Genomic DNA, 14,052 nt, shown 5'->3' with positions numbered 1-14,052 from the left:
TGCAAATATATCATTATTCATCTTTAAAAAAATGAAACTGAAATTGTAATTTGCAATTTCAATTTTGAAATCCATTTCATGACCTCCCAAGTGATAACAAACAGTCTTTCTCATCTTAAAAAATACTTCGGTTACGATAGTTTTAGAAAAGATCAAGCTGAAATTATTGAGCATGTTTTAAGCGGTAAAGACGCCCTTGTCGTAATGCCCACTGGTGGAGGAAAGTCGATGTGCTTTCAGCTTCCTGCGTTAAAATTTGAGGGACTTACTTTGGTTATTTCACCTCTCATCGCTTTGATGAAAGATCAAGTTGATGGATTGAAAAGCAATGGAATTCCTGCAGATTTTTACAATTCAACCCAAACTCCTGAAGTCCAACTTGAGATTAAATCTAAGGTAGCTAACCGAGACATAAAACTGCTCTATACAGCCCCGGAAAGTTTATCTGGGCTACAAGAGATTTTAAGCGAAACTTATATCAGTTGTGTCGCTGTAGATGAAGCTCATTGCATCTCTTCTTGGGGTCATGACTTTAGACCTTCCTACCAACAACTTGGATTTTTAAAAAAGTCTTTACCTAAGACCCCTATTATTGCTTTAACAGCAACTGCAGACAAAACTACCCGAAAGGATATTTTGAAGCAATTGGGAATTCCAAAAGCTAAAGCTTTTCTTTCTTCTTTTGATAGAGAAAATATTTTCTTGGAAGTCCGAGTTGCAGATAAGCGCCTCAAGCAAATTGAAAACTTTCTATTAAGAAGGAAGGATGAAGCAGGTATAGCGTATTGCTTAAGTAGGAAATCTACTGAAAAATTAGCCAAAGATCTTACAAAGAAGGGATTTAAGGCGAAGGCCTATCATGCTGGCTTAGCCTCTGAAGAAAGGTCCAAAATCCAAGAAGAGTTTGTCTATGATAAGACTCAGATTATTTGTGCAACAGTCGCCTTTGGAATGGGAATTGACAAGTCCAACGTCCGTTGGGTGATACACTATAACATGCCTAAAAACCTTGAGGGCTACTATCAAGAAATAGGGCGTGCCGGAAGAGATGGATTACAAGCGAATGCTCTCATGTTTCACTCTTATGCAGATGTGATACAATACAAACGCTTTATTGAAAATAGTATGAATCAAAAGGTTCAGGAAGCTAAACTGGATCGTATCAAGCAATTTGCAGAGGCTACTTCCTGTAGAAGACGTATTCTTTTAGGTTACTTCGGCGAACACCTTACAGAAAATTGTGGGTTTTGTGACGTTTGTAAGAATCCTCCACGCTTTTTTGATGCCAAACTTATAGCACAAAAAGCACTTTCTGCTGTAGCGCGTGCTAAACAAAAAGAACCTATGGGAATGATTATAGATATTTTGAGAGGGGCAAAAAATGCAGCGATATATGACAAGGGGTATCAAAATATAAAAACCTATGGCATTGGTGACGGTATAAGTTGGAGAGATTGGCAGCATTATATTTTACAACTTACTAATTTAGGCTATATAGAAATTGCATTTCACAGAGGGAATGCTTTAGAGTTTACACCACTAGCTAAAAAGGTCTTATTTGAAGATGAACAGGTTTGGCTAACGAAGCCTAAACAAGATCAGATTTCGTCTTCACAACCCAAGCAAACGTTGAAATCTTCTAACTTGTTTACTCAATTGAAACAATTGAGAATGCAAATATCTATTGAAGAAAACATACCGCCCTACTTAGTTTTTAACGATGCCACTTTAAAAGAGATAGAAAAAGAAAGGCCCCTTGACGAAAATGAATTTAAAACCATAAGCGGTGTAAATTCTTTAAAGTCTGAAAAATATGCCGATAGCTTTATTGAAGTTATTGAGAAATTCAACACAAAAAAAATAAAGAAAACCTCAACTTACGAGCAAACCTTTACCCTTTTTCAAAATGGAAATAGCATTGAAGACATCGCTAAAACAAGGAATTTAAAATCAACGACAGTTATTTCTCATCTATGTACTCTAGTAGAAAAAGGTAAACCCATCGATTTAAGTAAACTGGTTTCAACTTCCGAAGTAAAAAAAGTAGAAAATATCCTTAAAAAAATTGACTATGAAGGGACTCTAAAACCCATTTTTGAGGCTCTAAATGGAAATCTGAGCTACGAAAAAATCAGGATTGCAGTAACAATTCTAAAAAAATAATTATTTATTTCTAACAATAATAGTACTCGCTTTTACACCGGTCAATAAATTCCAAACGTTTCTAGATATCATTTCGGAACCATCTATGATCTTTAACTCTGCGGTATTGGGACCTGCTTCTCCTTGATTTAAGGCAATAAACTCTACTTTATTGAAACCGATTTCTATGGGAATAGTAAGTTCTTTATAAGCATTATCAAGTAAAAGATTTTCAACGATAATCTTATCATTTAACCTTACCTGTACGCGATCTCCATCATACATCATATGGTCTCTACAGATAAAAACAATCTTATCTGAAGAAGTAACAAAGTCACCTAGACTCATATCTTGAGCCCATTCTTCCTTCATATTCTTATTCTCGTCCTCAGGCTTTTTATTCAATTTATCTGTCCATATATCACTAGGATTCGTAAACTGGGTCTTGGTCTTAAAATCAACACCCTCCTCATCTTTAGCAAAAATATCTTTGACTTTACTCCTATTGGGCACCCCTAACCTATTCATTCCTGAGGAGGAATTGGAAGACTTAAATCTTGGGTTATTGATAACTTCAGATCCACGGGTGGGAAAGTCGCGATTTTGAGCATTCACCAAAAAAGAAACGCACAACAAAAGGCTTAAGAAACTGATTTTAAACATATTCATACTTCAAATATACTTAATCTGATCGAACATAAATTATACCACACACAAAATTCTTTCTTAAACCCTTAAAACTGAATGGCAAAGTAAATGCCATGGTGAGTTATCGAGGCAGGTATAGTTTTGGAGGCGATCTTTATAAACGGTAGGTTATTCTTCAATTTTAATAACTCTGGTTGTGACGACTCACCAAATTCCGCTCTTAAATTTTGGACAAGTTCTTCCTTGGAATTGGCAATAAAGGAACGTGAAGAGGATGAACAGGAAACACTGCAATAGGTATAATTCTCTCTATTAAAAATCGTTGTTGTTTTGACATGGTCTCCATCGAAATGAACTATGCCTTTTTCTGAATCCATAAGTTTACAATGAAATGCAAACGGATTGAAAACCGATTTGAAATTTAATTTTCGCTGAAAGGCTTTATAGGCACTTTCTTTCATCGTCCAAAGCCGCCAAAACTCTTCTTCAGGGTTTGGACTTGATAAAACCAAATTTTGTTCATTTTGAGAAAGTACTTTATGCATATACCTAGGCCTAAAGATATTTGAATCGGTTTTAGCTTTCTTTAGGTCTACAATATCATTTCCAATCACTTAGTTTCAAGTTTCTTTTGAATAACATTGACAGTTGCTTCTACGCTAATCATCTTTTCCATATCGTCATTTTCAATTCTGATATCAAATTCATCTTCCACGTCTAGCACTACATCCACTAAGTTAGCCGAATTGATTTGCAAATCATTTATAAAATCGGATTTGGATGTCAAATTATCGAAATTTTCTTGATGATTGACATAAGGTTGAACGATAACCTTCAATTTATCCTGTATTACTTCAGCAGTCATATGATTTTTTGTAAGCAATTTACAAATTAGTTTTCGTAAACCAAGGAGAAAGACAGAAGACCGTAAGGTTTAAGATTGGTCTTAGAAAAGATTACATTTATTTTTTAGGACTCAGCTTTAACTTACACCTGAAACTTTCAAAGAGAAAGTTCACTCCTGTCATAATGACCATAAGTGATAGCGTTCCTGCTAGAACCCACTGCCAAGTTTCGGCATCACTATGTTTCATAAAGCCACTTTCGATGATTGCCGAAAGTCCAAAACCTAGTAACCCCGTTCCTAACCCACCAAATAACCAAAACCGTTTTTTAAGCTGATTTATCTCCATCACTATATTTTTTCAAAATTACACAAGCGTTCACATCGCCAAAACCAAAACTTGCCTTAGCAATAATAGTCAAGTTTTTTTTTAGTAAGGTCCTGGGAATTTTTTCCTCATCGACTATCTCCAAAATGTCTGGATGTATCGTATCGCAATTCAAATTTGGAAATATAAAGCCTTGTGATAATTCCAAAATGGAACTCACGAGTTCTAGACTTCCTGCTGCAGCCAAAGCATGACCAACATGACTCTTTAGAGAATTGATATAAGGGAAGTTTTTTCCTGATTTTTGTAAGGCCAGAGACCAATTCTGGACTTCGGTGGCGTCCATAGCGGTAGCAGTAAGGTGAGCATTAATGAGGTCTATATCTTCTGAATTTACCCCTGCCTCTACTAAAGCTTTTGAGATACAACTTTTAACTGCTGAAGAGTTAGGCGCTGTCATACTCCCCTGTTCGCGTTGCCCTCCAGAATTGATACACCCTCCTAAAACTTCAGCATAAATTGGAACTCCCCTTTCTAGAGCAGATTCCAAACTTTCTATAACCATGGACCCTGAGCCGCTGGAAGGCACAAAACCAGCTGCAGATTCGCTCATAGGCTTCGAAGCTTCCTCTGGCCTTTCATTATACTGATGCGGTAAGATACGGAGAGCATCAAAACCACCCCACACATAAGGTCCAGAATCACTACAACTTCCCACTAGCATTCGCTTAGCTTTCCCTGAAGAAATACGGTCGTACCCCATAAGTAAAGCCTCGGTTCCTGTGGTACAGGCGGAGGAATTGGTGGTAACTTGATTGCCGCAGCCTAACTTCCCGCCCAGAAAAGCACTTATCCCGCTAGCCATCGTTTGCAGAACACTGGTACTTCCTAAGCGTCGAACTTGCTTTTGGTCTATGCGATAAAAGGCTTCTCGCAACTTATCTACACCTAAAACTCCAGTTCCAAAAATAATTCCTGAGTCTGGATCGACCTCCTCTGTAATGTCCAACCCAGCATCGGCCCAGGCTTCTTGACCAGCAATTCCTCCATAAATAAGTCCCGTGGCTAATAAACCCCTTTGCTCCAAAGCAGTAAAATAGGTATCCATAAGCTCTTGAGAAATCTCAGGAATTCCTCCAATCTGACAACTAAATTGTAAGTCTTTTAAATTTGAATGGAACTGAATTCCACTTTTACCAGATTTTATAGCCTCTGTAAAAGGGGAAACCCCAACAGCATTTGACGCTACAACTCCTAAACCCGTAATCACTACTCTTTGTGTCTTCATAATTAAATTAAAATAACACCTGCAATGTCTCCTCTTAAAATTAAGTCTCCATTGCTATTAAACATTTTAACCGATGATTTCAATTTATTGAATCTAAAATAAATCTTCTCTGCCTCAATGATGACTTTTTCATCGGGAAAAACGGGTTTTAAAAATTCTATGTTGGTACTCGTCATGGCGAGTCGAATCTTGCCTAAGTCTGAATTCTTATCTTGTGAAAAAATAAAAAGTCCTAGACTAGCTAAGCCAATCTGGGCAGCACATTCAGTGAGAATTACTCCTGGAGTAATGGGATGATCCTTAAAATGACCTTTATAAAACCAAGAGGAGGCTTTGAAAGTATAGCTACCTTTTATAAAATCTTCAGAGACGTCTTCAATTGTATCGACAAACAAAAAAGGGTCTTGATAAGGAAGTTGAGATATAAGTTTGTTTTTCAAAGGATTTTAGTTTTGAATAGTAAAATTACACAGATAATTTAAAACTCCTATTTTGCAGTGCAAAGTTATTACAGGCTTTCCCCACCATCTGCTTTGATGACGGCTCCATTGATCCAATTAGACTCCTTTAAACTCAACAAAAAGACGACGTTAGCGACATCTTCTGGCATAGTTAAGCGTTTAAAAGGATTTCGTTTAATGGCTGAATTTTTTAGAACGTCATGTCCAGGTATCATTTTAAAAGACTGTGTTTCTACCATTCCAGCTTGAATGCAATTCGCTGTTATTTTAAAGTCAGCAAACTCTATTGCCATATACTTCATAAGCGTTTCTAAACTGGTTTTGGCTACTGAAACGGCAGCATAATGCTTCCACACGCGTTGATTCCCTTCACTGGTGAACGCTAATAATTTTGAATGTTCTGCAAACAATTTAGCCTCTAAAATAGCTTTTGACCAGTCGTAAAAACTATAAGCCATGGCATTGACTGTGATTTGCAAATCGATCTGGTTGAGAGGTGAATCTCCTGTCATCGCCTTCAAATTTCCTTTAGCGATGCTATGCAAAAGCAGTTTTATCATACCAGATTCTCCTAAAATTTTTGGGAGTTCAGTGATAAATTCTTTTCTCTTTTCTGAATTTATAGCGTCAAAATTGAATGTTTTTAATTGGACGCCGCACTGCCTAATCTCTTCAAATCTTGCTTCGATTTCTGGGAAATCACTTCGCCTATCTCTATGAATGATGAGCAAATTCCAACCTTGTTGAGCTAACTTTAAAGCTGAAGCATAGCCTAAACCCTGACTACCTCCAAGGATTAAAGCATAGTTGTGTTGAGATGACTGTGGCATATGTATCCAGTTATAAATGGGTTCTTATCAAATTCCGAAAAAAAATTCATTTTACCATTCAAGCAAAATTCTTTGTGCTGAAAATCCAGGCCCAAAACTTAGCATCAGTCCCTTTTCTCCTTTCTTCATATCTTTCTTTAACATTCTTTCTAAAACATAAAGAACTGTTGCACTACTCATGTTTCCAAAAAGCCGAAGTACTTCTTTCGTATCCTCTATGTTTTTACCCATAGCACCAAACAAGGCTTCTACAGTATTGATAATTTTCTTGCCCCCTGGATGGAAAATAAGATGATTAATATCTTCTATTTTTGTATCGTTAGCTTTAAGAAAAGGGTGAATAATATCTGGAAAATGGTCGCTTATTTTTTCTGGTACATCTATATCTAAGATCATTTTAAGACCCGAATTAGTCAAGTCGAAACCCATCATATGGGTATCATTATAGAAGTGATACATAGATTCATCTATGATTTCTGGACCTTTACAAGCCTCTTCTGAAGACATGAGTACACAAGCAGAGCCATCACCAAATATGGCAGAACTTACCATGTTGGCCATAGACAAATCATTGAGTTGAAGCGTGGCAGTTGGTGCCTCAAAAGAGACGATAGCAGCTCTCTTATTGGGATTGGCTTGTAGAAATTGCTTGGCATAAATCATTCCTGAAATTCCAGCGGCGCAGCCCATCTCGGTGACAGGAAGTCTTATGATATCTTGTCGCAATTCCAAATCATTGATCAAATAGGCATCTAAGGAAGGGATCATAATCCCAGTGCAGCTTACCGTAATGATATAGTCCAAACTGTCTGGCGACCAGTCGGCTAGTTTTAAGGCCTTTTCCAAAACCTTTTTACCAAGTTTCTTCGCTTCTCGGACATAGATTTTATTTTTATCTTCAAAAGAAGTCGAGATAAACACCTCTTCAGGATTCATAATCGAGTAGCGTCTATCTACTTGAGCACCTTCAAATATTTTGATAACCTTTCTTTGAAATCTTTCGTCTTCGTCTGCCAACCAGGTTTCAACAAAAGGAATAATATCTTTTGTTTCTTTAAAATATTCTGGGTTTTGGGTAGCAACCGTTTCTATCTTAACACTCATGAGCTATAAATAATCCACTGGTATCGGAAAGCCCAATACCATTTGATGTGGTGTTTTAGGTTTAAATTTTTGGCGTAAGTTTCTAAATCTTTTTCCTTAAAGCCTCTTAAGATAGAGGTTAATCCATCTTTTCTTGCAATATCTGAATTTACAAAGACTAGACAATAGAGTTTAAAAAGGTGATATGCCAATTTATGTCTATGCAGATCGTTAATGAGCACACCGTATTTTGCTTTTTGTTCGAGTACGGGGAGAAGCTTTTCTATAAATTGATCTTCAAAATGATGAAGGGTCAAGCAGCACGTAATAATATCAGCTTGGAAATACTCAAAGTCTTCACTAAACACGTCAATGACACGATAAGAGATATTCTTATAATCTGCAGATAATTCTCTTGCAATTTCTATGGTATGTGGATTGGCATCTATGCCTATAAGTTGGAGGTTGAAATCTTGTGTTTTTGCCCATTTGGAAATATGACGTAGGGCATCTCCACTTCCGCAGCCTAGATCGGCTATCACTAAATGCTTTTGATTTCTATCTTTTAGCAATGTTTTGATCCCCGCTATAGTTGCTCTGTGCCCTCCAAGTTGTGTATTGATTCTATCTATTGTAGCAAGGACATGCTTAAGGTTTTCTCCCTTAAAATCGAAACCATCCATGATTTCTTCTTGCTTGCTTCTTTTTTTGGTTGAAATGGTACTCATTGAATTGGTTTTCCATGGGTTTGCTGAATCATTTTGCGGAGCAAAAAAGGTGATTTTAAGACCATCCACATCCCATAACGGGTGAGTTGAGGTTGCAACAATATCTTTTGAAAAATAGATCCAAAAATAAGTCTTTTTTGAAAGGTTTTCTTCCAAATACGGGAATAATTTGCTTCCAGTTTATCTCGGTTTTTATGCTTAAAAAAGCTCTTTATTTCTTCAGAAACTAACTTGGCAGAATGTATAGCCATTGCCATTCCATTTCCACATAAAGGATGAATGAGTCCCGCAGAATCTCCTGCCATAAGCATATGGTGTTCCACAGCCTTTTTATTTTGAAAAGAGACTTGAGAAATGGCTAAGTGCTTTTCAAAATCCATTTTAGAAGTCTCCAAAAAAGATTTCAGATGGGGGTTTTGAGATAAGATTTTATGATTAAAATCTTCGATAGAATTTGCTTTTTTAAAAGTATCATAGTGAGCGAGATAACAAAAATTGACTGAGCCAGTTTCTGTTTTTGACAATCCACAATACCCGCCTTCAAAATTATGCAATTGGACTAGACCTTCAGGAAAATCAGTCGATGTATAATGAGCTTTTATACCAATCCAAGGGGTTTTTTGAGTAATAAAAGATCTATTTATCTTTTTATCTAAGTTGGAGCGTTTCCCAAAACTCCCTATCGCTAGGATAGACATAAAGGTTTGCCGTGCTGTTTTAATGGTAAAGCGATCATCGGTAAATTGAACATCCATTACCGTTTCAAAAACGAAATCAACACCATTAGCTTTCGCTTTTTTAAACAAGAGATGATCGAAGGCATACCTTGAAATACCGAAACCTCCGAGTGGTAGTTTTATTTCAACAAGTTGGCCTTTTCTGTCGCTTAATTGAAGACTGTGGATTTCCTCTGGTGGAATAGTTCCAAAGTTGACTCCCAAACGATTTAAGTAGGGAGATATCTCGTTGGAAACATATTCTCCACAAACTTTATGTTTTGGATAGGTCTCTTTTTCGAGAAGTAGTACTTGAAAACCGTCTTTGGATAGGTCTATTGCAGAGGTTAACCCTGCGAGACCTCCACCAACTATAATGACATCATATATGTTCATTCTCGAAATTTAGGCATAAAAAAAATCCTAAAATTAATTTAGGATTTTCTTGTGAATTCTTTAAGCTTATTGAGCTTTTTGCTTTGCTTCATTTTTTAATTCTTCATTCGCTACAATGGCAAGCTCTACTCTTCTATTTTTAGACCGCTCTTCTGGAGAAGTATTGTCAAACTTAGGTTGCTCTTCTCCGTACCAGTTGGTATTAATTCTTGAACTAGATATTCCATTATTTGATAAATAGTCGGTTACGGATTGAGCTCTTCTTTTTGATAAATCCATATTGTAGGAATCACTTCCTGTAGAATCTGTGTGGCCTTCTACAATAATATTCGTTTTAGGATATTTTTGAAAAATACCGATCAATTTTAGTAGTGAGATTTCAGATTTTCCTTCAATATTAGATTTGTTAGTAGCAAAATAGACCCCTGAATTTTCGTCGAAAGTTACGTTAATCCCTTCTCCAACTCTGGTCACTTCTGCACCAGGGATTTCCTCTTCAATTTCTTTGGCTTGTTTATCCATTGTATTACCGATGTAAGCACCGGCAGCTCCACCAACAACCCCTCCGATAATGGCACCTAAAACAGAATTATCTCCGTCTCCTGTATTGTTACCAATAACTCCTCCAATTACGGCTCCACCAATAGCTCCAACAGCTCCACCTCTTTGAGTCTTGTTTGTATTTTTAACGGCCTCACAAGAACTAAATAAAAAAGCAATGGCTAATAACAGTCCTAGTATTTTATTTTTTTTCACTTTCATAATTTATTGTTTTGAAAATGTCATTTCAATAATGACTTCTTTATCCTCTAAAGTAACTTTTTGCTGCCATACCATTTGGTCTTCTAACAAAGATTTAATGCTTACTCTACTGCCTTTATCTACCTCTTTAGCCTTTTGGTTTGTTGTAATCTTAAATAACATTTCTGGAGTAAAACTCTCAACAGTTTGTTTATCGATATACCACACGAAATTCTGTTTTTGTTTATCACATGTATTGCCATCCAAAATAAAACCACCTGTAGCATTATTTGGAACGAAACTCCATTGTGAATTTTCAAAACAAGTGACTTCAGCTAAATCGAAAATAGTGGTATCAAAAAATCCAGATGAGTTGGGGAAACTGACTTCCTCTAAAACCCAATCTCCCTTCAATTGTTTTTCAACTTTATTTGCTAAATAAGCAGAACCACATGAGGTTAGCAATAAAGACAAAGCAATAATCGTAATATATTTCATGAGTTATTTAATTAATTAAAAAAATATGATAAGAAGTTTGTAAATTATTTTCAAAAAACAAATTTATAGATTTAATCTAGATTTCATTTACTTCCTAAATAATTTTCCGAGAAAGGGAACAACAAATAAGATATAAAAATATAGAAAATGAATTTAGCAATTTCAGCAACGCCTTTTACAATTCTACCAAACCGTAGCAAAGCAGCCAATAATGGACTAATTAAAAAGGCTATAATTTATAGATTCATAATTTAATATTCTTACTTAAAAGTAGTGAAATAATATGACGTTAAGATTATTTTAATAGTTATTTAGTTTTTTAAGTTCATTTTCAAATTTCAGTTTTGCTAAGTATTGATCCTCTAATTCTTTGGCAAACGGTATGGGTGTGGATAAACTAGCGACTCTTTTTATAGGGGCGTCCAGATATTCAAAGCAATATTCTGAAATAAGTGCAGAGATATCGGAAGCAATTCCTCCAAACAGTGAGTCTTCTTGGAGTATGATCACTTTTCCTGTTTTCTTTACTGAAGTAAAAATCGCCGCTTCATCTAAGGGTGACAAACTTCTTAGATCCAAAACTTCAGCAGAAATCTCTGGACAACGTTCTAAAACTTCTAAAGCCCAATGAACAGCAGCACCGAAAGTAATTACCGTAATATCGTTGCCTTTCTTTAACAAGTTAGCTTTTCCGATTTCGATAGAGAAATAATCTTCATATACATCCTCTCTTATGGTTCTATATAAAGCTTTATGCTCAAAAAAGAGAACGGGGTTGGGGTCTTCTATAGCTGCTGCCAAAAGACCTTTTGCATCTTGCGGCGAAGACGGATAAACCACTTTAAGACCAGGAATCTTAGTAAACCAAGCTTCGTTGGTTTGACTATGAAATGGTCCCGCTCCTACTCCCCCCCCACAAGGCATACGAATGACAACATCTGCTTTTTGACCCCATCTGTAGTGGATTTTTGCCAAATAGTTCGCAATTGGATTGAAACCAGAAGTAACAAAATCACTGAACTGCATTTCAACTATAGATTTTATATCTTGTATGGATAGTCCCATAGCCGCCGAGACAATAGCAGACTCGCATATTGGGGTATTTCTTACTCTGTCCTTTCCAAACTTTTCGACAAAGCCATCAGTAATTTTAAAAACCCCACCATATTCAGCAATATCTTGGCCCATAATGACCATCGTCTTGTATTTCTCCATACTCTGCTCGAGGCCTTTCGAGATGGCATCTATAAATCGCATTTCAATTTTACGAGAAGGTTTTGGATGTTCATCAAGAGTGAACTGCTGGTAAACATCCTCTAATTCTAACTTTTCATCTGGCTCAATGCTAGGCTCCTTATTAGTTCTCTTAAGATGTTCATCGATTTCTGATTTTATGTCAGATTTAAATTTTGAAATCTCATCTCTGGTTATAAATTCAGATTCAAGCAAGAACTGTTCATAATTTTCAACTGGATCTTGTTTTTCCCAATAGTGCATCAGTTCCTCTGGGACATATTTAGTGCCACTTGCCTCTTCGTGCCCTCTCATTCTAAAGGTTTTAAACTCAATCAAAACAGGTCTAGGATTCTCTCTAACCTCTTCAGCAATTTCTTTCACTTTGGTGAAGACTTCTACGATATTATTGCCTTCTATAATATGAGATTCCATACCGTAGCCCTTACCCTTATCTGCAATATGTTCACAATTAAACTGCTCAGATACAGGAGTTGAAAGGCCGTATCCATTATTCTCCACACAAAACAAAACGGGCAATTGCCAAACAGAAGCTATATTTAGAGCTTCATGGAAGTCTCCTTCACTAGTCCCTCCTTCACCGGTGAATACTGCAGTTACAGCTTTTTCATTCTTTAACTTATGCGCTAAAGCAATACCGTCTGCCACACCAAGTTGAGGCCCTAAATGAGAAATCATACCGATAATTTTGTACTCTTGAGTCCCAAAATGAAAACTTCGATCACGGCCTTTTGTAAAGCCATTTGACTTACCCTGCCATTGAGAAAATAAACGATATAAAGGAATTCCTCTCTCCGTAAACACCCCCAAATTTCTATGCATAGGTAAAATATATTCTTCTTTATTTAAAGCCTTAGTCACTCCTATTGCAATAGCTTCTTGACCAATTCCAGAAAACCATTTCGATATTTTTCCTTGCCTTAAGAGTATTAGCATTTTTTCCTCTATAAGTCGAGGCTTTAGCAAACTGCGATAAAGATCAATATGATTTTCTATTGAAAGAGACTGATGTTTAAAATCCATAGGTGTTGTTTTGTAATTCTTCAAATTTATCATAATGATAATTCATAATTAAAAGGAATCTGAAAATTCTTGTTGAATAAAATTCATTAAATTTGTATTTCTAATATTTTCACATATGTCTATGACCAATATACCGAGTGTAAATCTATCAGATTTTTTATCTGATGACCCAAAAAGAAAACAAAAATTCGTCAATGAAATTGGTTCAGCTTACGAAGAAATAGGTTTTGTGGCTTTAAATCATCATTTTTTAGATGAAAAATTGGCAGAAGAACTTTACTCTCAAGTGAAAGCCTTTTTCAAACTTTCTGAAGAGACTAAGAAAAAGTATGAGCGTGAAGATTTGGGAGGACAACGCGGTTATGTTTCCTTCGGGAAAGAACATGCAAAAGGAAAAAAAGAAGGGGATCTTAAAGAGTTTTGGCACTTCGGGCAAGAACCAGCTCAAGATGCAAATCTAACTGAAGAATATCCAGAAAATATACATATTGATGAATTGCCTCAGTTTAATGAGGTAGGTATGCAGGCTTATAAAATGTTGGAAAAGACTGGAATTTATGTTCTAAGAGCTTTAGCCTTATACGTTGGGTTAGATGAGTTTTATTTTGATCACTGGGCAAGCAACGGGAACTCCATACTTCGTCCTATTCACTATCCACCTATTAAAACAGAACCCAAAGGGGCAGTAAGAGCAGGTGCTCATGGAGATATAAATCTCATTACTTTGCTCATGGGTGCTTCTGCTGGTGGCTTGCAAGTAAAAAGAAAAGATGGAGAATGGATTGATGCGATTCCTAAACAAGATGAGTTGGTCATCAACGTAGGAGATATGCTGGAAAGACACACCAATAATAAACTAAAATCTACAATCCATAGAGTGACTAATCCTCCTAAAGAAGAGTGGGATAAACCAAGATATTCAATTCCATTTTTCTTACATCCTAGAAGTGAAATGCCTCTAGACTGTTTAGAAGAATGTATTTCTGAAGACAACCCAAAACAGTATGAAGATATTACATCGGGCGATTTTCTAACACAACGTTTAATAGAAATTGGCCTTATTAAAAAATAA

Annotated in this window: 15 protein-coding genes; 2 read left to right on the top strand and 13 right to left on the bottom strand. The window is 36.2% G+C overall.

Translation table 11 applies throughout. From position 1 onward, the window contains the following. Positions 1-78: 78 nt before the first annotated feature. Complete coding sequence (gene recQ / locus CXF67_RS17115; protein WP_102089857.1) at positions 79-2,163, top strand: DNA helicase RecQ; 2,085 nt, start codon at positions 79-81, stop codon at positions 2,161-2,163. Here recQ and CXF67_RS17110 read toward each other — a convergent pair whose 3' ends face one another. From CXF67_RS17110 to CXF67_RS17045, 13 genes are all read right to left on the bottom strand, one after another. After that, positions 2,164-2,805, bottom strand: a complete 642-nt coding sequence (locus CXF67_RS17110) for a hypothetical protein (RefSeq protein ID WP_257984741.1) — start codon at positions 2,803-2,805, stop codon at positions 2,164-2,166. A gap of 71 nt (positions 2,806-2,876) precedes the next feature. Then, positions 2,877-3,404 carry a 4'-phosphopantetheinyl transferase family protein gene (locus tag CXF67_RS17105; RefSeq protein WP_102089855.1) on the bottom strand — a complete coding sequence of 176 codons (528 nt, stop codon included), beginning with the start codon at positions 3,402-3,404 and terminating at the stop codon, positions 2,877-2,879. After that, positions 3,401-3,655, bottom strand: a complete 255-nt coding sequence (locus tag CXF67_RS17100; protein ID WP_102089854.1) for an acyl carrier protein — start codon at positions 3,653-3,655, stop codon at positions 3,401-3,403. Before CXF67_RS17100 ends, CXF67_RS17105 begins: the two co-directional genes overlap by 4 nt. A 97-nt stretch (positions 3,656-3,752) precedes the next feature. Beyond that, positions 3,753-3,983 (bottom strand): hypothetical protein, encoded by a 231-nt coding sequence (locus CXF67_RS17095; RefSeq protein WP_102089853.1) that lies wholly within the window; start codon positions 3,981-3,983, stop codon positions 3,753-3,755. Further along, entirely contained in the window at positions 3,964-5,250 is a 1,287-nt protein-coding gene (locus CXF67_RS17090; protein ID WP_102089852.1) for a beta-ketoacyl-[acyl-carrier-protein] synthase family protein, read from the bottom strand. Before CXF67_RS17090 ends, CXF67_RS17095 begins: the two co-directional genes overlap by 20 nt. Positions 5,251-5,252: 2 nt before the next feature. Further along, complete coding sequence (locus CXF67_RS17085) at positions 5,253-5,690, bottom strand: 3-hydroxyacyl-ACP dehydratase FabZ family protein (protein WP_102089851.1); 438 nt, start codon at positions 5,688-5,690, stop codon at positions 5,253-5,255. A gap of 68 nt (positions 5,691-5,758) precedes the next feature. Then, on the bottom strand, positions 5,759-6,541 hold the full coding sequence (locus CXF67_RS17080; protein WP_102089850.1) for an SDR family oxidoreductase: 783 nt from the start codon (positions 6,539-6,541) through the stop codon (positions 5,759-5,761). A gap of 51 nt (positions 6,542-6,592) precedes the next feature. After that, a complete protein-coding gene (locus tag CXF67_RS17075; RefSeq protein WP_102089849.1) occupies positions 6,593-7,645 on the bottom strand; it encodes a type III polyketide synthase in 1,053 nt (350 codons plus the stop codon). Next, positions 7,642-8,352 (bottom strand): methyltransferase domain-containing protein, encoded by a 711-nt coding sequence (locus tag CXF67_RS17070; protein ID WP_102089912.1) that lies wholly within the window; start codon positions 8,350-8,352, stop codon positions 7,642-7,644. Before CXF67_RS17070 ends, CXF67_RS17075 begins: the two co-directional genes overlap by 4 nt. After that, complete coding sequence (locus CXF67_RS17065) at positions 8,349-9,464, bottom strand: NAD(P)/FAD-dependent oxidoreductase (protein WP_102089848.1); 1,116 nt, start codon at positions 9,462-9,464, stop codon at positions 8,349-8,351. Before CXF67_RS17065 ends, CXF67_RS17070 begins: the two co-directional genes overlap by 4 nt. A 66-nt stretch (positions 9,465-9,530) precedes the next feature. Continuing rightward, complete coding sequence (locus CXF67_RS17060) at positions 9,531-10,226, bottom strand: YiaD family glycine zipper/OmpA-like lipoprotein (protein WP_102089847.1); 696 nt, start codon at positions 10,224-10,226, stop codon at positions 9,531-9,533. A gap of 3 nt (positions 10,227-10,229) precedes the next feature. After that, positions 10,230-10,703: a lipocalin family protein gene (locus CXF67_RS17055; RefSeq protein ID WP_102089846.1), complete on the bottom strand. Its 474-nt coding sequence runs from the start codon at positions 10,701-10,703 to the stop codon at positions 10,230-10,232. Between the two features lie 300 nt (positions 10,704-11,003). Further along, a complete protein-coding gene (locus tag CXF67_RS17045; protein WP_102089911.1) occupies positions 11,004-12,980 on the bottom strand; it encodes an alpha-ketoacid dehydrogenase subunit alpha/beta in 1,977 nt (658 codons plus the stop codon). Between the two features lie 121 nt (positions 12,981-13,101). Here CXF67_RS17045 and CXF67_RS17040 point away from each other — a divergent pair, with 121 nt between their 5' ends. Further along, entirely contained in the window at positions 13,102-14,052 is a 951-nt protein-coding gene (locus CXF67_RS17040) for an isopenicillin N synthase family dioxygenase (protein ID WP_102089910.1), read from the top strand.

This window comes from Psychroflexus sp. MES1-P1E (assembly GCF_002836055.1).
Classification (GTDB): domain Bacteria; phylum Bacteroidota; class Bacteroidia; order Flavobacteriales; family Flavobacteriaceae; genus Psychroflexus.
The sequence above is the reverse complement of the archived record's forward strand: the minus strand, read 5'-3'. Positions and strand labels throughout refer to the sequence as shown.

Coding starts and splice junctions, on each gene's coding strand:
- CXF67_RS17110 (WP_257984741.1), bottom strand. CDS start 2,805: ATGTTTAAAATCAGTTTCTTAAGCCTTTTGTTGTGCGTTTCTTTTTTG.
- CXF67_RS17040 (WP_102089910.1), top strand. CDS start 13,102: ATGACCAATATACCGAGTGTAAATCTATCAGATTTTTTATCTGATGAC.
- CXF67_RS17090 (WP_102089852.1), bottom strand. CDS start 5,250: ATGAAGACACAAAGAGTAGTGATTACGGGTTTAGGAGTTGTAGCGTCA.
- recQ (WP_102089857.1), top strand. CDS start 79: ATGACCTCCCAAGTGATAACAAACAGTCTTTCTCATCTTAAAAAATAC.
- CXF67_RS17080 (WP_102089850.1), bottom strand. CDS start 6,541: ATGCCACAGTCATCTCAACACAACTATGCTTTAATCCTTGGAGGTAGT.
- CXF67_RS17095 (WP_102089853.1), bottom strand. CDS start 3,983: ATGGAGATAAATCAGCTTAAAAAACGGTTTTGGTTATTTGGTGGGTTA.
- CXF67_RS17065 (WP_102089848.1), bottom strand. CDS start 9,464: ATGAACATATATGATGTCATTATAGTTGGTGGAGGTCTCGCAGGGTTA.
- CXF67_RS17045 (WP_102089911.1), bottom strand. CDS start 12,980: ATGGATTTTAAACATCAGTCTCTTTCAATAGAAAATCATATTGATCTT.
- CXF67_RS17055 (WP_102089846.1), bottom strand. CDS start 10,703: ATGAAATATATTACGATTATTGCTTTGTCTTTATTGCTAACCTCATGT.
- CXF67_RS17100 (WP_102089854.1), bottom strand. CDS start 3,655: ATGACTGCTGAAGTAATACAGGATAAATTGAAGGTTATCGTTCAACCT.
- CXF67_RS17060 (WP_102089847.1), bottom strand. CDS start 10,226: ATGAAAGTGAAAAAAAATAAAATACTAGGACTGTTATTAGCCATTGCT.
- CXF67_RS17070 (WP_102089912.1), bottom strand. CDS start 8,352: ATGAGTACCATTTCAACCAAAAAAAGAAGCAAGCAAGAAGAAATCATG.
- CXF67_RS17075 (WP_102089849.1), bottom strand. CDS start 7,645: ATGAGTGTTAAGATAGAAACGGTTGCTACCCAAAACCCAGAATATTTT.